At 73.9% G+C, this 26,666-nt stretch carries 27 protein-coding genes and 1 riboswitch; of the genes, 18 read left to right on the plus strand and 9 right to left on the minus strand.

Translation table 11 applies throughout. From position 1 onward, the window contains the following. Positions 1 to 175: 175 nt before the first annotated feature. Entirely contained in the window at positions 176 to 445 is a 270-nt protein-coding gene (locus tag GD880_RS20375; protein WP_193314484.1) for a DUF2530 domain-containing protein, read from the minus strand. Between the two features lie 140 nt (positions 446 to 585). On the opposite strand from GD880_RS20375, the gene GD880_RS12595 reads away from it, so the two are divergent. Beyond that, entirely contained in the window at positions 586 to 2,049 is a 1,464-nt protein-coding gene (locus GD880_RS12595) for an NCS2 family permease (RefSeq protein WP_152231978.1), read from the plus strand. 158 nt (positions 2,050 to 2,207) lie between these two features. Next, positions 2,208 to 3,098 (plus strand): nuclease-related domain-containing protein, encoded by an 891-nt coding sequence (locus GD880_RS12600; RefSeq protein WP_193314485.1) that lies wholly within the window; start codon positions 2,208 to 2,210, stop codon positions 3,096 to 3,098. A 71-nt stretch (positions 3,099 to 3,169) separates the two neighbouring features. Here the strand turns inward: GD880_RS12600 and GD880_RS12605 are convergent, their stop codons facing one another. Beyond that, complete coding sequence (locus GD880_RS12605) at positions 3,170 to 3,550, minus strand: antitoxin Xre/MbcA/ParS toxin-binding domain-containing protein (RefSeq protein ID WP_152231980.1); 381 nt, start codon at positions 3,548 to 3,550, stop codon at positions 3,170 to 3,172. Between the two features lie 200 nt (positions 3,551 to 3,750). Here GD880_RS12605 and GD880_RS12610 point away from each other — a divergent pair, with 200 nt between their 5' ends. Both GD880_RS12610 and GD880_RS12615 read left to right on the plus strand, forming a co-directional pair. After that, on the plus strand, positions 3,751 to 4,986 hold the full coding sequence (locus GD880_RS12610; RefSeq protein ID WP_226909627.1) for a phospholipase D-like domain-containing protein: 1,236 nt from the start codon (positions 3,751 to 3,753) through the stop codon (positions 4,984 to 4,986). A gap of 144 nt (positions 4,987 to 5,130) precedes the next feature. Beyond that, on the plus strand, positions 5,131 to 5,400 hold the full coding sequence (locus GD880_RS12615) for a zinc-binding dehydrogenase (RefSeq protein WP_193314486.1): 270 nt from the start codon (positions 5,131 to 5,133) through the stop codon (positions 5,398 to 5,400). A gap of 108 nt (positions 5,401 to 5,508) precedes the next feature. On the opposite strand, the gene GD880_RS12620 is transcribed toward GD880_RS12615, so the two are convergent. Next, the gene (locus GD880_RS12620) at positions 5,509 to 7,047 is read right to left on the minus strand and encodes a UxaA family hydrolase (protein WP_152231981.1); all 1,539 of its coding nucleotides are present in this window, start codon (positions 7,045 to 7,047) and stop codon (positions 5,509 to 5,511) included. Positions 7,048 to 7,273: 226 nt separating this feature from the next. Between GD880_RS12620 and GD880_RS12625 the strand changes: the two genes are divergently transcribed. From GD880_RS12625 to GD880_RS12635, 3 genes are all read left to right on the plus strand, one after another. Further along, positions 7,274 to 7,720 (plus strand): MarR family winged helix-turn-helix transcriptional regulator, encoded by a 447-nt coding sequence (locus GD880_RS12625; RefSeq protein ID WP_152231982.1) that lies wholly within the window; start codon positions 7,274 to 7,276, stop codon positions 7,718 to 7,720. Continuing rightward, positions 7,717 to 9,069, plus strand: a complete 1,353-nt coding sequence (locus GD880_RS12630) for an MFS transporter (protein ID WP_152231983.1) — start codon at positions 7,717 to 7,719, stop codon at positions 9,067 to 9,069. The genes GD880_RS12625 and GD880_RS12630 overlap by 4 nt, the downstream gene beginning before the upstream one ends. A 79-nt stretch (positions 9,070 to 9,148) precedes the next feature. Next, on the plus strand, positions 9,149 to 9,376 hold the full coding sequence (locus GD880_RS12635) for a hypothetical protein (RefSeq protein ID WP_193314487.1): 228 nt from the start codon (positions 9,149 to 9,151) through the stop codon (positions 9,374 to 9,376). A gap of 43 nt (positions 9,377 to 9,419) precedes the next feature. Here GD880_RS12635 and GD880_RS12640 read toward each other — a convergent pair whose 3' ends face one another. The 3 genes from GD880_RS12640 to GD880_RS12650 all read right to left on the minus strand — a co-directional run bounded on the left by GD880_RS12640 (position 9,420) and on the right by GD880_RS12650 (position 11,224). Further along, the gene (locus GD880_RS12640) at positions 9,420 to 9,623 is read right to left on the minus strand and encodes a cold-shock protein (RefSeq protein WP_152231984.1); all 204 of its coding nucleotides are present in this window, start codon (positions 9,621 to 9,623) and stop codon (positions 9,420 to 9,422) included. Positions 9,624 to 9,728: 105 nt separating this feature from the next. Next, positions 9,729 to 10,499 carry a hypothetical protein gene (locus tag GD880_RS12645; RefSeq protein WP_152231985.1) on the minus strand — a complete coding sequence of 257 codons (771 nt, stop codon included), beginning with the start codon at positions 10,497 to 10,499 and terminating at the stop codon, positions 9,729 to 9,731. A gap of 53 nt (positions 10,500 to 10,552) precedes the next feature. Continuing rightward, positions 10,553 to 11,224 carry a GNAT family N-acetyltransferase gene (locus tag GD880_RS12650; protein ID WP_193314488.1) on the minus strand — a complete coding sequence of 224 codons (672 nt, stop codon included), beginning with the start codon at positions 11,222 to 11,224 and terminating at the stop codon, positions 10,553 to 10,555. A 235-nt stretch (positions 11,225 to 11,459) separates the two neighbouring features. On the opposite strand from GD880_RS12650, the gene GD880_RS12655 reads away from it, so the two are divergent. Both GD880_RS12655 and GD880_RS20380 read left to right on the plus strand, forming a co-directional pair. After that, the gene (locus GD880_RS12655) at positions 11,460 to 12,224 is read left to right on the plus strand and encodes a class E sortase (RefSeq protein WP_152231987.1); all 765 of its coding nucleotides are present in this window, start codon (positions 11,460 to 11,462) and stop codon (positions 12,222 to 12,224) included. Continuing rightward, positions 12,224 to 12,385: a hypothetical protein gene (locus GD880_RS20380; protein WP_193314489.1), complete on the plus strand. Its 162-nt coding sequence runs from the start codon at positions 12,224 to 12,226 to the stop codon at positions 12,383 to 12,385. Before GD880_RS12655 ends, GD880_RS20380 begins: the two co-directional genes overlap by 1 nt. A 70-nt stretch (positions 12,386 to 12,455) precedes the next feature. Here the strand turns inward: GD880_RS20380 and GD880_RS12660 are convergent, their stop codons facing one another. Further along, positions 12,456 to 13,685 (minus strand): ROK family transcriptional regulator, encoded by a 1,230-nt coding sequence (locus GD880_RS12660; protein ID WP_152231988.1) that lies wholly within the window; start codon positions 13,683 to 13,685, stop codon positions 12,456 to 12,458. Between the two features lie 107 nt (positions 13,686 to 13,792). Between GD880_RS12660 and GD880_RS12665 the strand changes: the two genes are divergently transcribed. The 5 genes from GD880_RS12665 (at position 13,793) to GD880_RS12685 (ending at position 19,890) form a co-directional block, all read left to right on the plus strand. Continuing rightward, complete coding sequence (locus GD880_RS12665) at positions 13,793 to 15,307, plus strand: sugar ABC transporter ATP-binding protein (RefSeq protein ID WP_152231989.1); 1,515 nt, start codon at positions 13,793 to 13,795, stop codon at positions 15,305 to 15,307. Positions 15,308 to 15,417: 110 nt separating this feature from the next. Beyond that, complete coding sequence (locus GD880_RS12670) at positions 15,418 to 16,356, plus strand: ABC transporter permease (RefSeq protein ID WP_226909640.1); 939 nt, start codon at positions 15,418 to 15,420, stop codon at positions 16,354 to 16,356. Between the two features lie 171 nt (positions 16,357 to 16,527). Further along, a complete protein-coding gene (locus GD880_RS12675) occupies positions 16,528 to 17,586 on the plus strand; it encodes a substrate-binding domain-containing protein (RefSeq protein WP_152231990.1) in 1,059 nt (352 codons plus the stop codon). A gap of 64 nt (positions 17,587 to 17,650) precedes the next feature. Continuing rightward, positions 17,651 to 18,850 carry a Gfo/Idh/MocA family protein gene (locus GD880_RS12680; RefSeq protein ID WP_152231991.1) on the plus strand — a complete coding sequence of 400 codons (1,200 nt, stop codon included), beginning with the start codon at positions 17,651 to 17,653 and terminating at the stop codon, positions 18,848 to 18,850. 35 nt (positions 18,851 to 18,885) lie between these two features. Next, positions 18,886 to 19,890 (plus strand): sugar phosphate isomerase/epimerase family protein, encoded by a 1,005-nt coding sequence (locus GD880_RS12685; protein WP_152231992.1) that lies wholly within the window; start codon positions 18,886 to 18,888, stop codon positions 19,888 to 19,890. Positions 19,891 to 19,899: 9 nt separating this feature from the next. On the opposite strand, the gene serC is transcribed toward GD880_RS12685, so the two are convergent. After that, positions 19,900 to 21,012, minus strand: a complete 1,113-nt coding sequence (serC, locus tag GD880_RS12690) for a phosphoserine transaminase (RefSeq protein ID WP_152231993.1) — start codon at positions 21,010 to 21,012, stop codon at positions 19,900 to 19,902. Between the two features lie 137 nt (positions 21,013 to 21,149). On the opposite strand from serC, the gene GD880_RS12695 reads away from it, so the two are divergent. Next, a complete protein-coding gene (locus GD880_RS12695) occupies positions 21,150 to 21,803 on the plus strand; it encodes a vitamin K epoxide reductase family protein (protein ID WP_226909629.1) in 654 nt (217 codons plus the stop codon). A 13-nt stretch (positions 21,804 to 21,816) separates the two neighbouring features. Here the strand turns inward: GD880_RS12695 and GD880_RS12700 are convergent, their stop codons facing one another. Further along, entirely contained in the window at positions 21,817 to 22,836 is a 1,020-nt protein-coding gene (locus tag GD880_RS12700; protein WP_152231994.1) for a citrate/2-methylcitrate synthase, read from the minus strand. Between the two features lie 275 nt (positions 22,837 to 23,111). On the opposite strand from GD880_RS12700, the gene GD880_RS12705 reads away from it, so the two are divergent. The 3 genes from GD880_RS12705 to GD880_RS12715 all read left to right on the plus strand — a co-directional run bounded on the left by GD880_RS12705 (position 23,112) and on the right by GD880_RS12715 (position 26,548). After that, positions 23,112 to 23,930, plus strand: a complete 819-nt coding sequence (locus tag GD880_RS12705; RefSeq protein WP_152231995.1) for a metal-dependent transcriptional regulator — start codon at positions 23,112 to 23,114, stop codon at positions 23,928 to 23,930. A 578-nt stretch (positions 23,931 to 24,508) separates the two neighbouring features. Continuing rightward, a riboswitch (cyclic di-AMP (ydaO/yuaA leader) is annotated at positions 24,509 to 24,659 on the plus strand. A gap of 2 nt (positions 24,660 to 24,661) precedes the next feature. Beyond that, entirely contained in the window at positions 24,662 to 25,450 is a 789-nt protein-coding gene (locus GD880_RS12710) for a C40 family peptidase (protein ID WP_152231996.1), read from the plus strand. Positions 25,451 to 25,624: 174 nt separating this feature from the next. After that, entirely contained in the window at positions 25,625 to 26,548 is a 924-nt protein-coding gene (locus tag GD880_RS12715) for a universal stress protein (RefSeq protein ID WP_152232069.1), read from the plus strand. Positions 26,549 to 26,666 lie beyond the last annotated feature (118 nt).

Below are 26,666 nucleotides of genomic sequence, written 5' to 3' on the forward strand. Positions count from 1 at the left end.
ACCCGTCCTCCGCCTCCAGCGCGCTGGAGCGACGCAGAGTTCCGCGGACGCTGTCCGGCCGCGTGGGGGGACGACCTCTTCCAGGTGCACGGCGACGATGTGACGGCGCGGACGGGGGCCGGTTCAGCGCCGCGCACTGCGGCTGTGGGCCCGTTCGGCGTGACGCCTCACCGGCTCACTGCCGTGGCTCGGTCCGTGGCTCGGCCCGGGACCGCCGGGCGCGGCGCTCGTGGACGTACCCCCAGCCGATGGCGAGGACGCCCATGGCGAGGCCGGCGAAGCAGACGTCGAGCAGCGCGGCGTCGACGGCTCCGGCGACGATGAGGGCCGCGACCGCCGCCGTCGCGACGGCCCACACCAGCGTGCCGGTGACGGTGAGCGTGATGGCATTGACCTTCGCGGGCGGCGGGTCGGGGCGACGCTCGAAGAAGCGGGGCTCGGGCACGGCTTGATCGTAGGCCGGGCGGGCGGCGCGTCGGCTCCACCAGGACACCGGCAGCGGCCGGTGTTCGTGATGTGAGACACGGTTCCCAGTATCTGAGCCGGAGGGGCTGACTTTCTCGCGGAGTGGGACGATTCGGCAACGTGAGCACCACAGCGCCGAGCGCGCCCCCCACGTCCCTCGGTCGTCTGGACCGCTTCTTCCGCCTCACCGAACGGGGTTCCACCGTCGGGTCCGAGATCCGCGGCGGCTTCGCCACGTTCTTCGCGATGGCCTACGTCCTCGTGGTCAACGCCGGCATCCTCTCCGGCCCGGACTCCACCGGCGCCTACCTCGGCGGTGGCACGTCGCCCAACATTCCCGCCATCGCCGCCGCGACCGCCCTGGTGGCCGGCATCATGACGATCCTCATGGGCGTGGCCGCCAACTACCCCCTCGCGCTGGCCGCCGGCATGGGCATCAACGCCCTGCTCGCGTTCACCGTCGTCCAGCTGCCCGGCATGACATGGGCGGACGGCATGGGCCTGGTGGTCCTCGAGGGGCTCGTCATCCTCGTCCTGGTCCTCACCGGCCTGCGCGCCGCGGTGTTCAAGGCCGTGCCGCACACGCTCAAGGTCGCCATCTCGGTCGGCATCGGCCTGTTCATCACCCTGGTCGGCCTGGTCAACGCCGGCATCGTGCGTCCCGGCGGCACGCCGCTCGAGCTCGGCATCAACGGCTCGCTGGCCGGCTGGCCCGCTCTGGTGTTCGTCTTCGGGCTGTTCCTCATCGCCGTGCTCATGGTCCGCAAGGTCCGGGGCGCCATCCTCATCGGCATCGTCGCGGCCGCCGTGCTGGCGGCGATCATCGAGGCGGTGGCGCACATCGGCACCAAGAGCGACGCCAACCCGGCCGGCTGGGCGCTGAGCGCCCCGACCCTGAGTGGCTCGCCCGTCCAGCTGCCGGACTTCAGCACGCTCGGCCAGTTCTCCCTCTTCGGGGCGTTCGAGAAGCTGGGTCCGCTCGCGGCGATCCTGCTGATCTTCTCCATCATGCTCGCCGACTTCTTCGACACGATGGGCACGATGGTCGCCATCGGCGCCGAGGGGAATCTGCTCGACGAGGAGGGCAACCCGCCGAACACGCGCAACATCCTCGTGGTCGACTCCCTCGCCGCCGCCGCGGGTGGTGCCGCCGGCGTCTCGTCGAACACCAGCTATGTCGAGTCCGCGACCGGCGTCGGCGCGGGCGCGCGCACCGGTCTCTCGGCCGTCGTCACCGGGCTGGCGTTCCTGGTGGCCATGTTCTTCTCGCCGCTCGTGGCCTTCGTGCCCTTCGAGGCGGCCAGCCCCGCCCTCGTGATCGTCGGCTTCCTCATGATGACCCAGGTCGTCGAGGTCCCGTGGCGCGACCTGTCCATCGCCATCCCGGCCTTCCTCACCATCGTGATGATGCCGTTCGCCTACTCGATCACCGCCGGCATCGGCGCGGGCTTCATCGCCTACGTGCTGCTCTCCGTCGTGATGAAGGGTGGCGCGAGGCGGGTGCACTGGCTCATGTGGGTCGTCTCGGCGCTGTTCGTCCTCTACTTCGCCCTCGGGCCCATTCAGGCGGTGCTCGGTCTCTGACGAGCTCTGCACGGGACGGGGCCCCATCCGCCGCTCTCGGGTGGGGCCCCGTGCGTCTGCGGGGGAGCGGAACGTGGCAGAGCGGTGGGCCGGTCCCGGACGGCTCCGCGCCGTCGTTCCGCCGCCTGCGCCGACGACCCGGATGTAGTTTTGCCATGATGCCTCCGAATCCTGGCGGCGGCGGCGACATCGGTCCGCGACGCCGCGGCGCCGCCAACGTGCACCAGACCGGCACGTCGCTGCGCTCCCGGGCGCCGGGGCAGTCCGCCATGGCCCAGCTGCGCCGGTTGGAGGCGGGGCGGTCGCGCCGCGGCCTCCTCCGGCGACTGCTCGGCCTCGGCGCCCTCAGCCGGGAGGGCCGCAGCTGGTACCAGGGCGCGCTGGGCGAGATCGCGGCAGCGCGGGAGCTCGCACGGCTCGGACCGCGCTGGCTCGTCCTCCACGCCGTCCCCGTGGGTGCGGCGGACTCCGACATCGACCACGTCGCCATCGGCCCCGCCGGCGTCTACACCATCAACACCAAGCACCACGCCGGCCAGGACGTCGCCGTCTCCGAGGCGCTCTGGGTGTCCGGGCAGCGCACCGACCACCTGCGCAACTCCCGCCACGAGGCCGGACGGGCCGCCCGGCTGCTCGGTGCCGCCACCGGGCGGGCCGTCGTCGTCCGACCCATCGTCGCGATCCACGGTGCGAAGCGCGTCACGATCCGCCGGCGCCCGCGCGACGTCGAGGTTCTCACGGTGCGCCACCTGACGCGGTGGCTCGCGAAGCAGCGACCGCGACTGACCGAGGAGGACGCGGCGGCCATCCGATCGGCGGCGGAGGACCCGCGCACCTGGCGGACGCGGCTCGTGCCTGGCCTCGAACCGGCGCCGGAGGACTCGATGGAGCTGCGGGCGTGGTTCGACCGGCTGGACGGGACGGTCCGGGCGGCCCGCCGGCGCAGGATCGTGGTGGGGATCGCTGGGTTCTCGGTCGTGGCGGCAGTGATCCTACGCAGCGTCGCTGCCCTGCCTCCCGGCCTGGTCGCGGCCCTCATTCCCGGCTGACCGCCCCTCGGCCGCTCTGGGGAAGACGCCTCAGGAGTCGGCGTCGGGCACCTCGTCCGCGACGGCGGCGGTCATGTCGCCCAGGTGATCTCGTCCGCCTCGGCCAGCTCGACGATCGCTCGCACATCGGCCGGGCGGGCGTGCAGGAGCGCCTCGACGGGGCAGCGGCCGCCGAGGTCGGGCCGGGAGCGACGCAGCCACCGCGCCCTCTCGACGCCGGAGCGCTCGCCGAGGGCGCGCCAGACGTCGGGCAGGCCCTCGATCACCTGGCCGTCCGGACGGAACTGCCAGACGGGGAAGTGCGCCTCGCCCGAGCGGTCGCGCACGGCGAGGAGCTCCCCGGCGCGGACCCGGCGGCGGATGCGCCGCTCGCTCAGGCCCAGCCACCACTCCAGATCGACCGAGGTGTAGAACGGCCCGATCAGGACCTTCCACCGCTCCGAGACCGCCATGGCTCCTCCCTCGCCGCTGTCGCGCTCAAGGTAGTCCGCGCCGGGGGCCGCCAGGGGCGTTTCGAGCGACATCTGTCGGCCATTCGCGCACGTGAGACGCGCGCCGTCGGACGGCCACCGCGCCGTCACGTCGTGGCCACATTGACGCCATGAAGCGTCCGTAACGTGCCTGGTCATCACCGCCGTCGGAAGGAACGCTTGTGTCACGTTCGATGTCCCGTCTCGCCGGACTGGCTGCCGCCACACTGGTGGCCCTGCCCGTGGCCGCCACTGCCCTGCCCGCCGGCGCGGCCGCCACGGCCGCCGCTGTCGCGTCCCCTGCGGTAACGGCCGCCGCGGCCACGCCCGCCACCGCCTGCGCCGAGGCCCCGCCGACGCCCGTCACCACGGGCGCCGCGTTCAACAACCCCGCGGCCGGCGACGCGACCGGCGTCGTCGAGCAGATTTGCAGCCTCGTCACCCAGGCCCCCGCGGGCTCCCAGATCCGCCTCGCGCACTTCGTCATCTCCGGCTCCGCCGGCATGGACTTCACCAACGTGCTGCTGGCCGCGCGCGACCGCGGCGTCGACGTCCAGGTGGTCCTGGACGGCTGGCAGGTGGCCAACCCGGCCTCGGTGGCCCTCATCGAGGGGCTCGGCCAGGACGAGTCCGCCGACTCCTGGGTGCACGTGTGCGGGAACGTCTCCCCGGAGGGCAACACGTCCTCGTGCATCGGCACCAAGGGCCAGCACAACAAGTTCTACCTGTTCTCCGAGACCGGGGGCGCGAAGAACGTCGTCGTCCAGTCCTCGGCCAACTTCACCGACGTCAACTCGCGCACCTACTGGAACAACGCGGTGGTCCTCCCGGGCAACCACCGGCTCTACGACGCGTACAACGCCTACTTCGAGGACCTCGCGGCCGAGGTGCAGGACCCCGACTACTACCGCCAGGTGGCCACCGCCGGCCCCGGCGGCCCGGTCACCGCCCACTTCTTCCCCAGCGCCGACACCGACCCGGCGCTCGAGCGGCTGACCGAGCTGGGCTGCAAGAACAACGGGACCACCGAGATCCGGGTCGGCATGTCCGAGTGGGACACGACCCGCCTCGGCATCGCCGACCGGCTCGTGGAGATGGCGGAGAGCGGGTGCACCGTGCGGGTCGTGCACGGCCCCATGGACCAGGAGGTCGCCGACACTCTCACCGCGGCCGGCATCGAGCTGCGCGCGCTGAACAGCGGCACGCTGCCGGGGCGCATCCACTCCAAGTACCTCGTCGTCGACGGCGCCACCGGCACCCGCTCCGGCGGCCAGCTGGTGCTGACCGGCAGCCCGAACTTCAACACCACGTCGCTGCACCGCAACGACGAGACGATGCTCGAGCTGCGCGACAAGGGGATCTACGAGCAGTACGAGGAGAACTTCGAGACCATGTGGGCCGCCGCGGCCCAGGGCTGACCGGATGCGCCACGGCGCTGCCCGCCCCCGGTTCCCGACGACGGCGGCGGGCAGCGCCACCCCCGCCGGGGAATGACGTCCGGACAGAGGCGTTGACCGAACAAGCGCGCCATCGGTGTCACGGAGTTCGGCGGTCCCGACCAGATGGAGGTCGTCGACCTCCCCGAGCCGCACGCCGGGCCGGGCCGGGCGAGGGGCGGGGACGGCGACCCGGGACGCGGCATCCGCCTCCACCGGGTGATGGTCGCGCAGGTGGCCGGCCGCACGGACTGGCTCGAGGAGCTGCGCCGGGACGCCGAGGACGGCTGGCTCACCCCGCGGGTGGCCCGGACCTTCCCGGCCGAGCAGGCGCCCGAGGCGCACCGGACGCTCGAGGCGGGCGGGACGCGCGGGCGGCTGTTGCTGACATTCTGACGTCTGACCAGGCGCGCTCGCCGTCGTCGGAGGTCGACGCCGAGACGCGAGGTCCGCCGTCGTCCGTCCTGGCGGAGGTCGGCACGGAAACCCGGGCCCGCCGTCGGGCTAGGTGACGGTGCCGAGCTGCCAGGGGACGAACTCCTCCTGGCCCAGGTCCAGCTCCTCGCTGACCGTCCGCTCCCCTGAGGCGACGGCGATGATCTTCTCGAAGATCTCGGCGCCGACCTCCTCCAGGGTGGCCGTGCCGTCGACGATGCGTCCGCAGTTGAGGTCCATGTCTTCGCGCATGCGCTCGTACATCTCGGTGTTGGTGGCGAGCTTGATCGACGGTGCGGGCTTGCAGCCGAACACCGACCCGCGGCCGGTGGTGAAGGCGACGACGTTGGCCCCGCCGGCCACCAGCCCGGTCACCGACACCGGGTCGTAGCCGGGGGTGTCCATGAACGTGAACCCGTGGTCGGTGATGGGCTCGGCGTACTCGTACACCGCGGTGAGCTCGGCGGTGCCGCCCTTGGCGACGGCGCCGAGGGACTTCTCGAGGATGGTCGTCAGCCCGCCGGCCTTGTTGCCGGGGGAGGGGTTGTTGTCCAGCGTGCCGCCGCCGGCCGCGGCGTAGTCCTGCCACCAGGCGATCCGGTCGAGCAGCCTGCGGCCGACGGCCTCGCTCACCGCCCGGCGGGTGAGCAGGTGCTCGGCGCCGTAGACCTCCGGCGTCTCGGCGAGCACCGACGTCCCGCCGGCGCCGACGAGCAGGTCCGAGGCGTACCCGAGCGCCGGGTTGGCGGTGACGCCGGAGTAGCCGTCCGAGCCGCCGCAGTTGAGCCCGAGGACCAGGTGGGACAGGTCCGCCGGCTCGCGGCGCCGCTGGTTGACCACCGGCAGCATGTCCCGGATCTTCGCGACGGCGGCGCGCACGGTGGCCCGGATGCCGCCGGCGTCCTGGATGGTCAGGGTGTCCACGAGCAGCCCGTCGGGCAGGTCGAGCCCGTCCACCAGCGAGGTGACCGGGATCATCTCGCAGCCCAGCCCGAGGACGAGGAGGCCGCCGAAGTTGGGGTGGCGGGCGTAGCCGCGCAGGGTGCGCAGCAGCAGCTGGCCGCCGACGCTGTCGGGCACCAGACCGCAGCCGGACTGGTGGGTCAGCGCCATGACGCCGTCGACGTTCGGGTACTCGTCGAGGACGCCGAGCCCGCGGAACTGGTCGGCGATGATCCGCGCCGAGGAGGCCGAGCAGTTCACCGAGGTGATGACGCCGATGACGTTGCGGGTGCCGACCCGCCCGTCGGCGCGCGGGTAGCCGAGGAAGACCCGCGGCGGCGCCGGCGGGATCGTGACCCGGGCGGTGCCGAACTCGTGGGCGCGCTCGGCGTGGTCCATGCCCAGGTTGTGGGTGTGCACGTGGTCGCCCGGGGCGATGTCGGCGGTGGCCCGGCCGATGGACTGGCCGTACTTGTGCACCTGGCCGCCGCGCGGGACCGGCCGGACGGCCACCTTGTGCCCGCGGGGGACGGTGGCGGTGACGGTGAGCTCGCCGTCGGCGGTGGTCAGGCGGGCGCCGACGGGCAGGTCGCGGGTGGCGATGGCGACGTCGTCGTCCGGGCGCAGCCGGATGGTGACGGCGGCGAGCTCCGTGGTCGTGCTCATGCGTCCTCCCCAGGCCCCGATGGTCGTCGTCGACCGCGGGCGTCACTCACAGTAGCGCCGGGGCACCGCCGGAGGCCGGTCGAGGGCTGCCGCCGGTGGCGCCGGGGAGCCGCCGGGGGTCGGGCTCGGGCCGCGAGGGTGTTCCCGCCCTCGGTGCGGGGTGGCCCGCCTCACGTTCGTTACCCCTAGTAATTAGCAATGCTAATGACCTAGACTAACGAACGGTATGACTCAGACCTCTCCCACCCCGTCCCGCGCCGAGCGCCGCCCCGACCTGGCGACCAACCTGCGCATCGCCGTCCTGCGCCTGTCGCGCCGGCTGCGCAGCGAGTCCGGCGAGCTCACCGAGGCGCAGTACTCGGTGGTCTCGGCGCTGTGCCACCTCGGGCCCATGAGCCCGGGCCAGCTCGCCGAGCACGACAAGGTGCAGCGGCCGTCCATGACCCGCACGGTGGCGGCGCTGGAGGAGCGGGGGCTGGTGACGCGCGCGGCCCACCCGGACGACAAGCGGCAGGTGGTCGTCGCGGTGACCGACGCCGGGCGCGACCTCATCCGGGAGGTCAAGCGACGTCGGAACGCGTGGCTGGACAAGCGCCTCGCGAAGCTCACGCCGGCGGAACGGGAGATCGTCGCCCAGGCCGCCGTCATCCTGCGGAAGGTGGTGGAGGAATGACCCGGACGTTCTACTCGCTGCGGTACTTCAACTACCGCCTGTGGTTCGTCGGTGCCCTGGTGGCCAACGTCGGCACGTGGATGCAGCGCGTGGCGCAGGACTGGCTGGTGCTCACCGTCCTGTCGAACGACTCCGGGCTCGCCGTCGGCATCGTCACCGGCCTGCAGTTCCTGCCCATGCTGGTGCTCAGCCCGGTCGCCGGGCTGGTGGCCGACCGGCTGCCGCGGCGCAAGCTGCTCGTGGCCACCCAGGCCGCGCTCGGGCTGCTCGCCGCCGGGCTCGGCGTCCTCGTGCTCACCGGCGTCGCCGAGCTGTGGCACGTGTACGCCTTCGCCCTGGCCCTGGGCGTGGTGACGGCGTTCGACAACCCGGTGCGCCAGACCTTCGTCGCCGAGATGGTGCCCGCCAAGGACCTGCCCAACGCTGTCGGGCTGAACTCCACGTCCTTCAACGCCGCCCGGCTCATCGGGCCGGGCCTCGCCGGTCTGCTCATCGCCGCCGTCGGGCCGGGGTGGATCTTCATCATCAACGCCGTCTCCTTCGGCGCGACGATCTTCTCGCTGACCCTCATGCGGGCGCGGGAGCTGAAGGTCCTGCCGCACGCCGGGCGGGGCAAGGGGCAGGTCCGCGCGGGCGTGGAGTACGTGCGCCGTCGCTCGGACATCGTCGTGATCCTCGTGGTCGTCGGCGTCGTCAGCGCCCTCGGCCTGAACTTCCAGCTGACCTCCGCCACCATGGCGCGCGAGGTGTTCCACAAGGGCGCGGGGGAGTACGGCGTCCTCGGCTCCGTCATGGCCCTGGGCACGCTCGCCGGGGCGCTACTCGCGGCCCGGCGCCGGCGGCCGCGCGTGCGGCTGGTGGTCGGCGCGGCGCTGGCCTTCGGCGTGTCCGCGGGCATCCAGGCGCTGATGCCCACCTACGAGCTGTACGCGCTGATGTGCATCCCGGTGGGGCTGTTCTCCCTGACCATGATGACGGCGGCGAACACCACGATCCAGATGTCCACCGAGCCGGCCATGCGCGGGCGGGTGATGAGCCTGTACATGATGGTGTTCCTCGGTTCTACCCCCATCGGCTCGCCGATCATCGGCTGGATCTCCGAGCAGTGGGGTCCGCGCTGGTCGGTCGGGGTGGGCGCGATCGCCTCGATCCTCGTGGCGGTCGGGGCCGCCGCGTGGGTCCAGCGGCACTGGCACATGCGGGTGAGCTACTCGCTGCTGCACCGCCCGCACCTGGCCGTGGTCGGGCCGGGCGAGCGGTACACCCGGCAGGTGGAGCGCGCCGAGCGGGAGCTGGCCAAGGTCGCCATGGGCGCCGAGGAGGCGCAGCAGCGCACGGCGAGCGCCTGAGGCGGGCGGCTCGCCCTTCGCGTTGCGGCACCCCACGGGCCGGGACAGGGTGGGCCCATCCAGCCCCGGAGGGAGTGCCATGAACGAGTCCGCGCTGGGAGGCGGCCGCCAGAAGGCCGACGAGGCCAAGGACCTCGCCGAGGCGGCGGCGGAGAACCTCGGCGAGGCGAGGCCGCGGGACGACGACGCGGTCGATGAGGACGTCGACGTCGCGAACACGCCCGAGGCCGAGCGCGAGGGCCGGCCCGACATGGAGGCCGAGGGGGAGGGCGGGGACATCGCCGGCCCCGGCTCGCCGATGCCCTAGGCCGCGTCCCGCCGCGGCGCCGCCGGCGGGCAGCGCTTGCGGCTCAGGAGGGACGGACGTTCTCCGCCTGCGGGCCCTTCGGGCTCTCCGCGACGTCGAACTCGACCTTCTGGTCGTCCTCCAGCGTGCGGTACCCGCGCATCATGATCGCCGAGTAGTGCACGAACACGTCCGGGCCGCCGTCGTCGGGGCTGATGAAGCCGAAGCCCTTGTCGGCGTTGAACCACTTCACGGTCCCGGTGCTCATCTCGCACCCTCCCTCCCAGGAACCATCAGCCGGAACATAGGGCAGGGACCGGCCGGTTCGGGTCGGATTGGCGGGTGAATCCTCGGGCAGCGGCGCCGTCCACGGTCAGCGCGTCGCGGTGACCTCGCAGCTCTCCGGCGTGGCGCCGTACAACGTCACCTCGTAGGCGGCGTCGCCGTGGGCGGGCACCTTGGGCACCCGGCCGAACCCGGCGGCGACCGGCCTGCCGTCGGTGGTGCACACCGCCATGACGCGGACCGCCTCGAGGGCACGCGGGTGGGTGGAGCGCACGCGTCCGGTGACCGTGGGGTTGTGCGCGTCGGGGTGGATGGTGCGGCCCGTGACGCTCAGAGCCGGGCTCAGGGACGTGGGCCCGGCGGAGGCGGAGACCGGGGCTACCACCGAGTGGGCGGCGTCCATGCGGGCCACCGTCGTCCCCTCGGGGGAGATGACCTCGGCGACGAAGAGCGTCGATCCCCCGGCCGCCACCTCGACCTCCGCCGTGTTGTCCTGCGACAGGACGGCGCCGGCGTCGTCGTAGGTGGACACCTCGACGGTCACCCGCACGGCGGATCCCGTGGGGTTGACGACGGTGCCGAACGCGAGGTCGTGCGGCCCGCTGCGGAGCAGCCCCAGGTCCTCGATGACGACCCCGTCACCCACGGTGGGCCGCGCCTCGGGCGCCGGTTCGGCTGGTGCGGAGAGCGTCGTCGCGGCCGAGTCTCCTGGCTGCTCTGCCGACGGCGCCGGGGACGGGAGGGGCACCACCGCCTCGTTGGCCACCAGCACCGACGGCGCCCCCGCCGAACAGGCGGCGAGGCCGAGCACCGCGAGCACGCCGAGCGCCGCGAGGGCGGGGCGTCGGGCCGGGGGCATCCTGTCTCCGATGGTGGCCGGGCTGGTCTTGCCCTATCATTCGGCAGCTCTGGTCATTTCGTGACAGAACGGCGCGGGAAGTTCCGGCCAGCGGCGGGTGTCGCCGGCGTGGCATGGCCCGGCCGCGTGGCAGAGAAGTGGCTCGGTTCAGCCCCGTCGAGCGCCCGGCGCACGGTGGGCCGGCCGCGGCGCCGGCCGACCTCCACGAACCCCGCGCGCAGGAAGAGCTCGAGCGGCCCGCGGAACAGTCCGGAGTCGGACTGGCCGGGACCCGGCTCGACGGGGTAGGCCTCCAGGTGCTCGGCGCCGTGGGCGCGGGCGTGCTCGACGGCGGCGGCCAGCAACTGGCGCAGGAGGCCCCGGCCCCGGTGGTCGGGGTGGACGTAGAAGCAGGTGACGGCCCAGCAGCCGGGCACCTCCTCGTACGTGATGACGGTCGAGCGGGGGATGCGCGGGTACTCCGCCCGCGGCGCGAGCGCCACCCAGCCGATCGGGACGCCGTCGGCGTAGGCCAGCAGCCCCGGCGCCGGGGGCCGCGCCACCCGCTCGGCCAGGAGCGCGCGACGATCGGCCACCGATGTCGCGCTGTAGTCCGCCCGGGGCAGGCGCCACCACGCGCACCAGCAGTTGCGTGGATCGCCGGGGCCGCGGAAGAGGCGCTCGACGTCGGGCCACCGGTCGGCGTCGGCCGGGTGGATCGCGACGGTGGCGGGCGGCGTGACCACATGGGCTCCTTCGGCGGTGGGCGTCTCGGACGATGCCGGCCGAGCATGGCGCGAGGTCCTGCACGGTGGCAAGCAGCCGCCGCCCAGGAGGCGCCCGCGCGGCCGGCGCCGGCGCGAACCTTGTCGACGCTGACCGACCGGCAGGTGCTCGTCGTGCCGACACCGGGACGCCGCGCGCGGCGGCGAATAGGGTCACGGGGCGTCAGGTGTGAGACCGGCGGCGAGGGAGGCACCCATGAGCACGGTGATCGCCGAGCCCGGCCCGGCGCGATCGCCCGCCCGGCATCGCGGGCGGCGCCCGAGCCGGGGGGCACGCATCGTCGGCGTGCTCGGCGAGCTGCTGCTCACCGCCGGGGTGCTGCTCGGCCTGTTCGTCGTGTGGCAGGTCTGGTGGACCGACGTCGTCGCCGGTCGCGAGCAGGACACCGTCGTCGCCCAGCTCAAGGAGAGCTACGCGGCCCCGGCGGTGGAGGCGACGGCGCAACCCCGGACGGACCCGCCGCCCACGGTGGCCCCCGTTCCTGAGGGGCAGGGCTTCGCCACGCTCCACGTCCCGCGGTGGGGGAGCGACTACGAGGTGGCCGTGGCCGAGGGCGTCGGGCTGCGCACGGTGCTCAACACCGGCGCCGCCGGGCACTACCCGGGCACCGCGATGCCCGGCGAGCTGGGCAACTTCGCCCTGGCGGCGCACCGGCAGACCCACGGCGCGGCCTTCCACGGCGTCGACAAGCTGCGGCCAGGCGACCCGCTCGTCGTGGAGACGGCGGACGCGTGGCTGGTGTACCGGGTGACCGACAGCGATGTCGTCACCCCCGACGAGGTCGACGTCATCGCGCCGGTGCCCGGCGAGCCGGGGGCGCAGCCGACCGCCCGGACGATCACGCTGACCACCTGCCACCCGTTGTGGAGCGTGGCGGAGCGGTGGATCACCCATGGCGAGCTGACCGAGTGGTATCCGCGCGCCGAGGGCATGCCGGCCGAGCTGCTGGAGGGGAACTGATGTACGCGGCGATCTGGCGGCTGCTGCCCGGGCCGCGCTGGCTCAAGGCGCTCGAGGCGGTCGTGCTCGCGCTCGCGGTCGTGGCGGTGCTGTTCGCCTGGGTGTTCCCGGCGCTGGCCGACAGCGTCAGCCTGTTCGGCCCCACAACGGTGGGGGAGTAGCGCCCTCGCCGGGGCGGCATGGGGCGCCGGTGGACGTAGTCCCGCTCCGGGCGTGCGGAGGCGCCCGGACCTAGTCCGCCGAGCCGACCAGGGCGTTGATCTGCTCGGGGGAGAGCACGTGCTGGGCCACCATCGCGGCGGCCCCGAGCACCCCGGCCCTCCCCGCGGTGCGTGAGGCGACGATGCGCAGATGCTGCGTGGCGAGCGGCAGCGAGCGGGTGTAGACCACCTCGCGGATGCCCGCCAGCAGGTGCTCCCCGGCCGCCGCCACGGCGCCGCCGATGACGATCACGGACGGGTTGAGCAGGTTGACGCAGGTGGCCAGCACCGCGCCGATCTCCCGACCGGCCTGCCGGACGGCGAGGGTCGCCTCGAGGTTTCCCGATCGGATGAGGTCGACCAGCGCGGCGTTCGACGGCACCTCGAGGCCCTGTTCGCGCAGGGCGGCGGCCACCGCCGGCCCGCCGGCGACCGCCTCGAGGCACCCGAGGTTGCCGCACCGGCACGGCGCCTGCGCCCCGCCCGGGACGGCGATGTGGCCGAGGTCGCCGGCGGCGCCCTGGGCGCCGCGCTGGAGCGTGCCGTCGCTGATGATGCCCGCGCCGATGCCGGTGGCGATCTTGACGAAGAGGAGGTCGTCGACGTCGGGCCACACCGCCTCGTGCTCGCCCAGCGCCATGATGTTGACGTCGTTGTCGACGAGGATCGGGACGGGGAAGGCCTCGCCCAGCCGTGCGGGGACGTCGAAGCCGTCCCAGCCGGGCATGATCGGCGGGCTCGTCGGCCGGCCCGAGGCGTGCTCGACCGGCCCGGGCAGGCCGACCCCCATGCCGGCGACGTCGGACTCCGGCCGCCCGACCTCGCGCAGCAGGGCCCGAGCGACCTCGACGACGCGGTCCAGCACCGGTTCCGGGCCGTCCGCGATCGCCAGGTCCAGCGTGTCCTCCGCGAGGACGTGCCCGCCCAGGTCGGTCACCGCGACGCGGGCATGGCTCACCCCGAGGTCGACGGCGACGACGACGCGGGCGCGCGGGTTGAACGCAAAGGTCGCGGGCGGGCGCCCGCCGGTGGAGGCGGCCTCGCCGGTGGGGGCGAGCAGCCCGGTGGCGAGGAGGTCCTCGATGCGTGCCGCCACGGTGGACCGGGCGAGCCCGGTGGTCGCCGCGAGGTCCGCGCGGGTGCGGGGCTGGCCGTCACGCAGGAGCTGGAAGAGGCTGCCGGCGCTGTTCGGGCGCACGGCAGCCCGGCCTGCCTGGTCGGGTGAGGAGAGAGGAGCCGTTCTGGGGGCAGCGAGCGCCATGCCGCGAGTAAACCACGGCCACTTCCGCACGTCATCACGAGACAACTAGGAAAAATGGACGTCATCTTTTGCTTGACGGCCATCAGAAGCCTCCCTATGTTGTGCCCATGGTCACCGCCGACCCCCCGCTGCTGCTGCAGATGCGCGACATCGTCAAGACGTTCCCCGGCGCGCGGGCCCTCGACGGTGTCAACCTCGACATCCGTGCCGGCGAGGTCCACTGCCTCCTGGGCCAGAACGGCGCCGGGAAGTCCACCCTCATCAAGATCCTCGCCGGCGCCCACCAGCCGGACGAGGGGGAGATCCGCTGGCTCGGGGAGCCGGTGACGATCGCCGGCCCCCAGGCGGCGCTCGCGCTCGGTGTCGCCACGATGTACCAGGAGCTCGACGTCGTCGACGGCCTCACCGTCGCCGAGAACATCTTCCTCGGCCACGAGCTGGCGCGGGGCGGGTTCCTCCGCCGGTCGGAGGCGCACGCGCGCACCCGGGACCTGCTGCGCCGGCTCGGGCACCGGGAGATCGCCCCGGGCCGCGAGGTGGGCCGGCTCTCCGCGGCCGGCAAGCAGATCGTCTCCATGGCCCGGGCCCTGTCCCGCGACGCCAAGGTCATCGTCATGGACGAGCCGTCCGCGGTGCTCGACCCCGAGGAGGTGGAGAACCTCTTCCGGGTGGTCCGCTCGCTCACCGCCGAGGGCGTCGCCGTCGTCTACATCTCCCACCGCCTCGAGGAGATCCGCCGGCTCGGGGACCGCATCACCGTCCTCAAGGACGGGCGCACCGTCGCCGCCAACCTTGACGTCGCCGGCACCCCCACCCGCGAGCTCATCCGCCTCATGACCGGCCGCACCGTGGACCCCGCCCTCGGCGGCGAGCCCCGAGAGGTCCAGGGCGGGCCCGTGCTCGAGGTCGCGGGCCTCGCCCTTGCCGGGGTGTTCCAGGACGTCTCCTTCACGGTGCGTGCCGGAGAGATCGTCGGCCTCGCCGGCCTCGTGGGCGCCGGCCGGTCCGAGATCCTCGAGACGGTCTACGGCGCCCGCCGGCGCACCGCCGGCAGCGTGCGGGTGCGCGGGCGGGAGCTGCGCGCGGGCTCCGTGCCCGACGCCGTCGCCCACGGCGTGGGGCTGGCCCCCGAGGAGCGCAAGGGGCAGGGCCTGCTGCTGGACGAGCCGGTGTACCGCAACATCACCCTCTCGACGTTCGCGCGCTTCGCCCGCTCGGGGTTCGTCGACGAGCGCGCCGAGCGGGTCGCGGCCCGGGAGCAGATCCGGGCGATGCGGCTGTCCCCGAGCGACCCCGAACGGGCCATCCGCACCCTCTCCGGGGGCAACCAGCAGAAGGCGATGCTCGCCCGGTGGCTCGTCCACGGCTGCTCGGTCCTCCTGCTCGACGAGCCCACCCGCGGCGTCGACGTCGGGGCGCGGGCAGAGATCTACGGGCTGATCCGCCGCCTCGCCGGGGAGGGGGCCGCCGTCGTCGTCGTCTCCAGCGAGATCGAGGAGGTCCTGGGGCTGTCCGACCAGGTCCTCGTCGTCGCCGACGGCCGCATCGTCCACCAGGGCCCGTCCCACCTCATCGACGAGCACGGTGTGCTCGACCTCGTCATGGAAGGAGCGCACTCGTGAGCGAGCCGCAGACCACCGGGAGCGCGGCGGCGCTGCCGCCGTCCAACCGGGACCTGCTCCCCGCCGGGGCGGAGACGAAGCCCGCCGCGGCCCCGGCCCGCTGGCGCGGCATCGGCCTCGGGCACAACCTTGGCCTCGTCATCGCCCTGGCGCTGCTGGTCGCGATCGGCGTGGCGACGGCGGGGGAGCGCTTCGCCAGCCTCGACAACCTCATGACGATCCTGCGCCTCGCCGCCGTCACCGGCGTGGTGAGCGTGGGGATGACGTTCGTCATCACCTCGGGCGGCATCGACCTGTCCGTCGGCTCGGTCCTGGGCCTGGCCAGCGTGTGGGCGACGACGGTCGCCACCCAGACGATGGCGGCGAACACCCACTGGGTCGTGATGGTCTTCACCGCCCTGGCCGTCGGCGCCGTCGCCGGGCTCATCAACGGCGTCCTCGTCGCCTACGGGAAGGTCGTCGCCTTCATCGCGACCCTGGCGATGATGATCGCCGCTCGCGGCCTGGCTGAGATGATCGCCCAGAAGCGGACCCAGGTCGTCACCGTCCGGCCCTTCCTCGACTTCTTCCAGGCCCGCGTGCTCGGCATCCCGATGATCGTGTGGATCTTCGTGGTCGTCGCCGTGGCGGGGTGGGTGGTGCTCAACCGCACCACGTTCGGCCGGCGCACCGTCGCCGTGGGTGGCAACCCGGAGGCGGCCCGGCTGGCCGGCATCAAGGTCCAGCGGCACACGATGTACATCTACGCCCTCGCCGGCCTGACCGTCGGCATCGGCTCTGTCATGATGGTCGCCCGCACCACCTCTGGCTCGTCCACGCACGGCCAGCTCCTGGAGCTCGACGTCATCGCAGCGGTCGTCGTCGGCGGCACGCTGCTCATCGGCGGGCGCGGCACCATCGTCGGGACCGTCCTCGGCGTCCTCATCCTCGCGACGCTGACCAACATCTTCACCCAGAACAACCTGTCCATGTCGGCGCAGTCGGTGGCCAAGGGGGCCATCATCGTCGCCGCCGTGCTGCTGCAGCAGCGCTTCTCCCGCCGCACCTGAGGCGGGGCCGGGCGCGTCGCCCGGCCGCACCTGTCCCGCACGATCTCGGCCCGCACCCGCCGTCCCGCTCGCTTGTCGCTTCTCCGTCCCCCGTCCGCCCTCGACCGCACCCTTTGTCCCAGCCCCACCCCTTTGTGTTTGACGCCCACCCCCTTCCCAAGGAGAGAAAGCATGTCCGCACCGAAGACGCTGCGCCGCCGGGTCATGGCCCCGCTGGCGGTCCTGGCCGGGGCCGCCGTGCTGGCCGCCTGCACCTCGAACACTCCCGCGCCGACCGAGACCAGCGGCGGCGGCAGCGCGGCCCCGGCGCCCGCCGGGGCCAACGACGAGCCGGGCGACACGGTCACCATCGGCTTCTCGGCCCCGGCCGCCGACCACGGCTGGATGGGCGCGATCACCTCCGCCGCCCAGGCCGAGGCGGAGAAGTACAAGGACGTCGAGCTCCGGGTCGCCGAGGGCACCAACGATGTCAACGTGCAGATCAGCCAGGTCGAGCAGTTCATCAACGACAAGGTCGACGCCATCGTCCTGCTGCCCTTCGACGGCGCCGCCCTCACGGACGTCGCCACCAAGGCGATGGAGGCCGGCATCCCGGTGGTCAACGTCGACCGGGAGTTCTCCAGCCCGTTCGCCGCGCGCACCACCGTGCTCGGTGACAACTACGGCATGGGCGTCTCCGCGGGCACCTACATCTGCGAGCGCCTGGGCGACAAGCCCGACGCCGTCGTGGCCGAGATCGCCGGCATCGACAACCTGCCGCTGACCCAGGACCGCAGCCAGGGCTTCGCCGACGCGCTGGAGGACTGCGGGTTGAAGGTCTCCAACCGCGTGGCCGCCGACTTCACCGTCCAGGGCGGGGAGACGGCCACCTCCAACCTGCTTCAGGCCGCGCCGAAGATCGACGCCATCTGGAACCACGACGACGACCAGGGCGTCGGCGTCCTCGCCGCCATCGACAACGCGGGCCGCGACGAGTTCTTCCTCGTCGGCGGCGCCGGCTCGAAGAACGTGATGGACATGATCAAGGCCGGCGGCTCCGTCGTCGAGGCCACCGTCATCTACCCGTCCACGCAGGCCGCCGACGGCATCCGCATGGCCCGGCTCATCGCCCAGGGCAAGTCCATGAGCGACCTCGTCGAGGTCGAGGTGCCGCGCACGGTCCAGCTCCACGCGCCCGTGGTGACCAAGGACAACGTCGACCAGTACCTGCCCACGGCGTTCCAGTCCTGACGCGACGCCGCCCGGCGGCACCCGCCGGGCGGCCCGCCCAGGAGAGGTGAGGAGAGATTTTCTGATGAGTCAGGCAGCACGGCCGCTCCGCGTGGCCATGATCGGCTACGCGTTCATGGGGCGCGCGCACTCCCAGGGGTGGCGGGTGGCCCCCCGCTTCTTCGACCTGCCGTCGGAGCCGCGCATGCAGGTCCTCGTGGGCCGCCACGCCGACGCGGCGCAGGCGGTGGCGGACCGGCTGGGCTGGCAGGAGGTGGAGACGGACTGGCGGCGGGTGCTCGAGCGCGACGACGTCGACCTCGTGGACATCTGCACCCCCGGCGACACCCACGCCGAGATCGCCTGCGCGGCGCTCGCGGCCGGCAAGCACGTGCTGGTCGAGAAGCCGATGGCGAACACCCTCGCCGAGGCCGAGACGATGGCCGCCGCGGCCGAGGAGGCCGCCGCCCGCGGGGTGCTGTCCATGGTGGGCTTCACCTACCGGCGGGTGCCCGCCGTCCAGCTCGCCCGGCAGCTGGTGGCCGAGGGCCGCATCGGCCAGGTCCGGCAGGTGCGCTGCCAGTACCTGCAGGACTGGCTGGCCGATCCGGAGGCGCCGCTGTCCTGGCGCACCGACAAGGCCAAGGCCGGCTCCGGGGCGCTGGGCGACATCGGCGCCCACATCGTCGACCTCACCCACTTCGTCACCGGCGAGCGGGTCGCCGGGGTGTCGGGGATGCTCGAGACGCTCGTGGCGGAGCGGCCGGTGGCGGAGAGCTTCGACGGCCTGCACGGGGTCGGCGGCAGCGCGCGGGGACCGGTGACCGTGGACGACACGGCGATGTTCACCGCCCGCCTCGCGAGCGGCGCCCCGGCGGTGTTCGACGCCACCCGCTTCGCCTGGGGCCGCAAGAACGCCATCCGCATCGAGGTCAACGGCAGCACCGGGTCCCTGGCGTTCGACTTCGAGGACATGAACGTCCTGCAGTACTACGACGCCACCGAGCCCGCCCGCACCGCCGGGTTCCACCGGATCCTCGTCACCGAGCCCGAGCACCCCTACATGGCCGGCTGGTGGCCGGCGGGGCACGGCCTCGGCTACGAGCACGGCTTCGTCCACCAGGCCGTGGACCTCGTCCGGGCCGTCGCCGCCGGCGAGCAGCCCACCCCGTCCTTCGCCGACGGCCTGGCCGTGCAGCGCGTGCTCGACGCCGTCGAGCGCTCCAGCGCCGCACGCAGCGTCTACACCGACATCGCCGCGCACGCGGCGGCCGCACAGTCCTAGCCGCCACGGCGGCGCACAGTCCTCAAGGAGGGACCATGACGCGACCGATCACCCTGTTCACCGGCCAGTGGGCCGACCTGCCCTTCGAGGAGGTCGCCCGGCTCGCCTCCGAGTGGGGCTACGACGGGCTGGAGATCGCCTGCTGGGGCGATCACCTCGACCCCTGGCGCGGCGCCATGGACGACGCCTACATCCAGGACCGCCTCGACATCCTCGAGCGCCACCACCTCAAGGTCTACGCCATCTCCAACCACCTCAAGGGCCAGGCGGTGTGCGACGACCCGATCGACGAGCGGCACCGGGACATGCTGCCCGACCGGATCTGGGGCGATGGCGAGCCCGAGGGCGTGCGCCGGCGCGCCGCGGAGGAGATGAAGCTGACCGCCCGCACCGCCGCCCGGCTCGGGGTCAAGACGGTCGTCGGCTTCACCGGCTCCTCGATCTGGAAGTACGTGGCGATGTTCCCGCCGGTGAAGGAGGAGTGGGTCGAGGCCGGCTTCCGGGACTTCGCCGACCGGTGGAACCCCATCCTCGACGTCTTCGACGAGGTGGGGGTGCGCTTCGCCCACGAGGTTCACCCCAGCGAGATCGCCTACGACTACTGGACCGCCGTGCGCGCGCTGGAGGCGATCGGGCACCGCGAGGCCTTCGGTTTGAACTGGGACCCGAGTCATTTCGTCTGGCAGGACCTGGACCCGGTGGGCTTCCTGTGGGACTTCAGGGACCGGATCTACCACGTGGACTGCAAGGACGCCAAGCGCCGGGTGGGCAACGGGCGCAACGGGCGCCTCGGCTCCCACCTGCCCTGGGCGGACCCGCGCCGCGGCTGGGACTTCGTCTCCACCGGCCACGGCGACGTGCCCTGGGAGGACTGCTTCCGGATGCTCAACACCATCGGCTACGACGGCCCCATCTCGGTGGAGTGGGAGGACGCCGGGATGGACCGGCTGGTCGGCGCGCCCGAGGCGCTGGCGTTCGTGCGCACGCTGGCCTTCGACAAGCCCGCGGCCGCGTTCGATGCCGCGTTCAGCGTGCGCTGACCGGCCCGGTCAGCCCAGGCAGTCGACGACGTAGTCCACGCACGCGGTCAGCGCGCGCACGTCCGCGGGGTCGACCGCGGGGAACATCCCCACCCGCAGCTGGTTGCGGCCGAGCTTGCGGTACGGCTCGACATCGACCACGCCGTTGGCGCGCAGGGTGGCCGCCAGCGCCGCGGCGTCGACCGTCTCGGCGAGGTCGACGGTGCCGACCACGGGGGAGCGGTGCGCGGGGTCGGCGACGAACGGGGTGGCGAGCGCGTGGGCCTCCGCCCAGTCGTAGAGGATCCGGGACGACTCGGCGGTGCGCGCGGCGGCCCAGGCGAGCCCGCCGTTCTCGTTGAGCCAGTCCACCTGCTCGGCCAGCAGCACGAGCGTGGCGATGGCCGGGGTGTTGAGGGTCTGGTCCTTGCGCGAGTTGTCCACCGCCAGCTGGAGGTTGAGGAAGTCCGGCACCCACCGGGCCGCGGTCAGCTCCTCGACCCGGGCGAGCGCGGCGGGGGAGAGGACGGCGAGCCACAGCCCGCCGTCGGCGGCGAAGTTCTTCTGCGGGGCGAAGTAGTAGACGTCGGTGGCCTCGAGGTCCACGGCCACCCCGCCGGCGGCGGAGGTGGCGTCCACCACCGTGAGCGCGCCGTCCGCGGCCACCCGCTCCACCGGGGAGAGCACCCCGGTAGAGGTCTCGTTCTGGGGGTAGGCGTAGACGTCGACGCCGTCGGCGGGCTCGCAGCGCGCCAGGGTGCCGGGCGCGGCGGTGCGGATGTCCGAGGCGGCGAGGAACGGCGCCCGGTCGGTGGCGGTGGCGAACTTGTGCCCGAACTCCCCGAAGTCGGCGTGCTGGGCGCGCTCGCGGACCAGGGAGAACGTCGCCGCGTCCCAGAACGCGGTGGACCCGCCGTTGCCCAGCACCACCTCGTACCCCTCCGGCGCGCCGAGCAGCGTGGCGACGCCCTCGCGGACCCGGCGCACGAGCGAGCGGACCGGGGCCTGCCGGTGGGAGGTGCCGAGCAGGGTCGTGCCCAGCGCGGCGAGCATGTCCACCTGGGCCGGGCGGACCTTGCTCGGGCCGCAGCCGAACCGGCCGTCGGCGGGGAGGAGGTCGGTGGGGATGGTGACGGTCTCCATGGGGCGGATCATCCCATCGCGGCCGGGCGGTCCGGTGGGGTGTCCATGGGCGGCGCCTGAGCCCTTCGTCCCGCCCCGCGGCCCGGACGAACCGGAGGATTGGTGCGACCGCCCACGACCGATTCCCGGAGCCCGATGTGACCACCACGAACCTCGCGCCGGAGGCCGTCGGGTCCGACGACGACGCGCCGGACCCGGCCGCGGGGCGCCTGGTGCGGCGCCCGCTCGCCGTCATGCTGGCCTCGTCGCTGCTGAGCCTGGTCGCCTCCTTCGTGCTCTCCGTCGACGCCGTCCGGCTGGCCGCGGACCCGGACGTGGCGCTGAGCTGCAACATCAACGCCGCCATCTCCTGCGGGAAGGTCGCCGTCGCCTGGCAGGCGAGCCTGTTCGGATTCCCCAACGCCTTCCTCGGGCTGGTGACCGAGCCGGTCGTCATCACCATCGCCGTCGCCGCACTGACCGGGGTGCGCTTCCCGCGCTGGTTCATGCTGGCCGCGCAGGCGGTCTACCTGCTCGGCCTGGTCTTCGCCTACTGGCTGTTCGCCCAGTCCTACGTCGTCATCGGCGCGCTGTGCCCGTGGTGCCTGCTCGTGACGGCCTCCACCACGACGGTGTTCACGAGCCTGCTGCGGGTCAACCTCGTGCAGAACACCCTCGGCCTGCGCCCGCCGGCGTACGAGCGGACCGCGTCGCTGCTGCGCACCGGCGTCGACCACGCCGTCGTCGTCGTGATCTTCGTGCTGCTGGCCGCGGCGATCGTCGTGAAGTACCAGCACGAGCTGTTCGGCTGACGGCGGCGGCGGCTCAGCCGCGCAGCGCGCGCTGGACCTCGAGCACGTGGGCCGACCAGCCCGCGGTGCGCCCGCACAGGTACAGGGCGCCGTGCAGCGAGGCCGGCACTCCGGCGGCGTCGAGCAGGACCGCCCCCCAGAACAGCGCCCCGGCGCGCGGCCGGCCGTCCGGGGCGCCGTCGCCCGCGGTGCGCAGCGCCTCCTCGCCGGCGGCGGCCACGGCATCGGCGGCCTCCAGGCGCGCGGCCCCGAGCCGGACGCACGCCGCGCGCAGCAGCTGCCCGCGGGCGTCCTCGGGCAGGTGCGGGTCGCCGAAGCCGGGCAGCGCGCCGTGCCGGGCGAGGTGCTCGGCGACGACGGCGGCGGCGTCCCCGTCGCGCTCGGCCCGTTCGACCAGCGCCAGGGCCCGCGCGCCGGCCCCGCCGCTGCTGGGCCCGCTGCCCACGGCCACGGCCGCGGCCAGGCAGGAGGCGGCGTCGGCGCCCTCCTCGGCGGCGAGCCGGGCCGTGCGGGTCGACGGCGACAGGCCGTTCTCCGCCAGGGCCAGCCAGTAGGTGTTCAGCGCCTCGACGGCGGTCGGGTCCGCCTCGCCGCGCCAGCGCACGAGGAAGCGCTCGGTGATCGTGGCGGCGAGGTCAACCTCGCGCTGGGGCACGGCCGGGACGTCCTCGCCCCGCGCCGACTGGGCGACGAAGCTCAGCGCCATCACCGACGCGCGCGCGAGGTCCTCCCGGGCCTGCTGCGCGCCGATCTCCGCCAGCGGCCGGTACGCCCACACCGGGGTGAGCTGGGCCAGCGCCGACATGACGTCGACGCGCACGTCGCCGGTGCGCACCGGCAGGTTGAACGGCTCCGCCGGGGGCAGGCCGGGCGTGGGTGCGCCGTCGACGAGCAGGCCCCAGACCCGCTCGAACGGGGAGCCCAGCAGGTGGGGTAGCGGGTGGCCGCGGTAGACCGGCGTGCCCGTGCCCGGTTCGAAGGCGGAGATCGCCGGCTCTGGAGCCCCCGTCTGGTCGGCAGGTGTGGTGACCATCTCGGGCAGGATAGGGCGCGGCGGCCGCCAACGAGGAATCCCCGTCGGCGACTGGGCGCCGGCGGCGCGGGACGACGGCGTCTGGCGGTGACCGGCGGATGGCGCCGGCCCGCTCTGCCACCGACGCCGGGAGATGACTGGCGACGGCGACGGGGCCGCGAAGGCGGCGAGTCTGCCGAGATGTGGGCGATTCTCCCTATCCTGAGGCCAGAAGGGTGCGCGCCGGCCGGACGGCGGGCGCCGGCCGGGGCCACGTACGAAGGAGCGGCGGACGCGTGAGCGACCTGATCGACACCACCGAGATGTACCTCAAGACGGTCTACGAGCTCGAGGAGGAGGGCGTCGTCCCGCTGCGCGCCCGCATCGCGGAGCGGCTCGGCCACTCCGGGCCGACCGTCTCCCAGACCGTGGCGCGCATGGAGCGCGACGGGCTCCTGGTGCTCACGGGTAGCCGCCAGCTGCGCCTGACCGACGAAGGCCGGGCGCGGGCGACGATGGTCATGCGCAAGCACCGCCTCGCCGAACGTCTGCTCACCGACGTCGTGGGGCTGGAGTGGCCCTTCGTGCACGAGGAGGCCTGCCGCTGGGAGCACGTGATGAGCGAGCGCGTGGAGCGCCGCCTGGTCGAGCTGCTCGGCCACCCGCACATGGACCCCTACGGCAACCCCATCCCCGGGCTCGACCAGCTGGGCGAGCAGGGCTCGGCGGCGACCCACCCCGAGGTGCGCTCGCTCGCCGACGTCGCCGCGGAGTCCGTGCCCGCCGGGCTCGGTGCGGCCCCCGGGGCGGCGCGGCCGATCGTGCATGCGGCGGTGACCGGCGCGGCCGTGCCGCACGCGGCCCCCGCCGCGGCGCCCGGCCAGCCCGCCGGCGCCCCCGAGGGCTCCTTCACCGTCGAGCTCGCCCGCATCGGGGAGCCCCTGCAGGTCGACGTCGAGCTCCTCGGCCGCATGGCCGAGGCCGGGCTCCGGCCCGGGCTGCGGGTGGAGGTCACGGTGCACCCGGACGAGATGATCTCGCTGCACGCACCGGGCTCGGACGTGGTGCTCGATCTGCCGGAGGACATTGCACGCCACCTGTTCGTGGTGGCCTGAGCGCGGCGCGGCCGGGGCCGGCGGCGCTTGCGTGACCGTGCCCGGCTGAGTCCGGCGCGCAGGGGGCGCCGGGGGCGCGCCGCTGGCTCGATGCGCCGATGCACCCGTGTGAGCCGAGTTCCACTGCGCACCTGAGACGGAGCGCTGGGGCGGCGGAGCCCCGCGCCGCCCGGTGCCACGCACTTCGGACCGGACTCGTCCCCGCAGCCGAGTCCTCACCCGGTCCGGCCGGTCCGTTACCCTCGATCGCCGGCTGCAGGACGGCGTCGCGGGAGGTCCGCATCTCCCGAGCCCGGTCCCGTGCGATCGTCCTCAGGGGTTCTCGGACCTCGGAACCCCCGTCAGCTGGCCCGGCACTCCGCCACGTGGAGGCCTGACACAGCTCTCACCTGGGGCATCGCGGCCGCGACGACGCCGTCGCGCGGCTCGACGGGCAACGGCACCGCGTGACGTCCCCCACGGTCCGTTATAGAAACGTGACAATCGAGTTCGCGCCACGTAGATTCGCTATCGCTTTGCGGAAACCCTCCCCGTAAAGCCTCTGGACGGGCACCGAACCCTGCCGCCGTCCGGAGCCGTTCGACTACGCACCGCGGCAGGGGCGGGGGACCCACATCCGGTCCTGGCCCGGCCAGGACCTTGGGGTGAAGCGCGGCCCACCGGGACGCGCCGGGTGAACTCCACACCCGAACCCGACAGCTCACCCCGCAGGCTTCCAGGAGAGGTAGTTCGTGACCATCAGCACCACCACTGACGCGAAGCACCGCGCGGCGCGTCGCCCCAGCACCCCTCTGACCACCCTCACCGCCGGCACCCGCCGCGGTCTCGCGGCCATCGCGGCGTCGGGCCTCGTGCTCACGGCCGCGGCCACCGGGGCCACCGCCGCCACCGCCGGCGCCGACACCGTCGCCGCCCCGAAGGCCGACGTCGCCGCCGCCGCGCAGAAGGCCGCCGCGGTCGTCACCACGCCGACGGTCACCGTGCCCGCCGACGTCACGTGGAGCGTCGAGACCGACACCATCACGGCCAAGGCCACCCCGGCCCCCAAGCCGAAGCCCGTGCCCGCGCCGGCCCCGGCCGCCGCGGCCCCCGCCGTCGACCGCGAGGCGTCGACGGCGTCGCGCAGCACCGACCGCCCGGCGCTCGCCGCGGCCGAGCAGGAGGCCGCGCCGCAGCTGGCCTCCGCGTCGGCGAGCGCGGTCATCAACTACGCCCGCCAGTTCATCGGCACCCCGTACGTCTACGGCGGCTCCACCCCGGCCGGGTTCGACTGCTCCGGCTTCACCCAGTACGTGTTCGCCAAGTTCGGCGTGAACCTGCCGCGCAGCTCCGGCGCCCAGGGCACGGCCGGCAAGCAGGTCTCCGCCGCCCAGGCGCAGCCCGGCGACCTCGTCGTGTGGCCCGGCCACGTCGGCATCTACACCGGCAACGGCAACCACATCGCGGCCCGCAACCCGGGCACGCCCCTGGCCGAGACGCCGATCTACAAGGCGAACCCGACCTACGTCCGCGTGCTCTGACCCTCGCGCGCGCCGAGCGGCCCGTCCCCGACCCCGGGGGCGGGCCGCCGTCGTCCCCGGCTCCGACGCCCGGGGCGCGAGTTCCGGACAGTTCCCGCGGGTCCCGGCCCACCACCCCATCGATGGCGGCACAATGAAGGTCAACGGATGACCAACCAACGGAAGGGGCGGGTCATGGCGAACCAGAAGGTGGTCGTCGTCGGGGTCGACGGCTCGGAAGCGAGCCTCGCCGCCGTCGACTGGGCGGTGGCGGAGGCGAAGCAGGCGGGCATGCGCCTGCACATCGTGTGCGCCTACGCCCTGCCCTCCTTCACCGCGGCCTCGCTCGACGGCGGCTACGCGGCGATGGACGACACCGCGATCCAGCAGGGCGCCCAGGCCGTGGTCGAGGAGGCGGTCGTCCGCGTGGGCGACGCCGACGTCGTCGTCACCTCCGCGCTGGAGACCGGGGACCCCGCCGGCGTCCTCGTCGACCTGTCCCGGGAGGCGGCCCTCGTCGTCGTCGGCACCCGCGGCGGCGGCGGCTTCACCGACCGGCTGCTGGGGACCGTCTCCTCCGCGCTGCCCGCCCACGCGCACTGCCCGGTCGTGGTCGTCCCCGTCCGGGAGGGCCGCACCTACATGCCGATCCGGCGCCTCGTCGTCGGCGTCGACGGCTCGGAGTCGGCCCGGGTGGCGCTGCGACGCGCGGTCGACGAGGCGGCGGTGTGGGACGCCGAGCTGACCGCCGTCGCCGCGGTCCCGATCGCCACCGGCGCCGGCGCGATGGCGTGGCTGCCCGCCACCGTGGACCGCGAGGAGGTCCTCGCCGACGTCCGCGAGGGGCTCGGGGTGGCCGTGGCCGGCGCGGTGGGGGACCGCCCGGTGCGGGTGCGCCAGCACGCCTTGGACGGCAACGCCGCGGCGCTCATGGCCGAGTTCTCCACCGCCGTCGAGCTGATCGTGGTGGGCACGCGCGGCCGCGGCGGCTTCGCCGGGCTGCTGCTGGGCTCGACCAGCCAGGCCGTGCTGCACCACGCCGCCTCGCCGGTCATGGTCGTGCCGAGCCGCGTCAAGGACGAGGGCCGCTCGCCGTCCGACGTGCCCTGGAACGCGTAGCCGGAAGGGGCGCACTGGCCCGACGCGGGCCGAGCGAGAGGGTGCGGCGGGTGGGACAACCCGCCGCACCCTCCCGTTGCGCGTGCCGCCGACCACGATCGGCACGCCCCCAGGGCGC

Origin of the sequence: Georgenia ruanii (assembly GCF_009193175.1) — a bacterium.
In the GTDB taxonomy this organism is placed as follows: domain Bacteria; phylum Actinomycetota; class Actinomycetes; order Actinomycetales; family Actinomycetaceae; genus Georgenia; species Georgenia ruanii.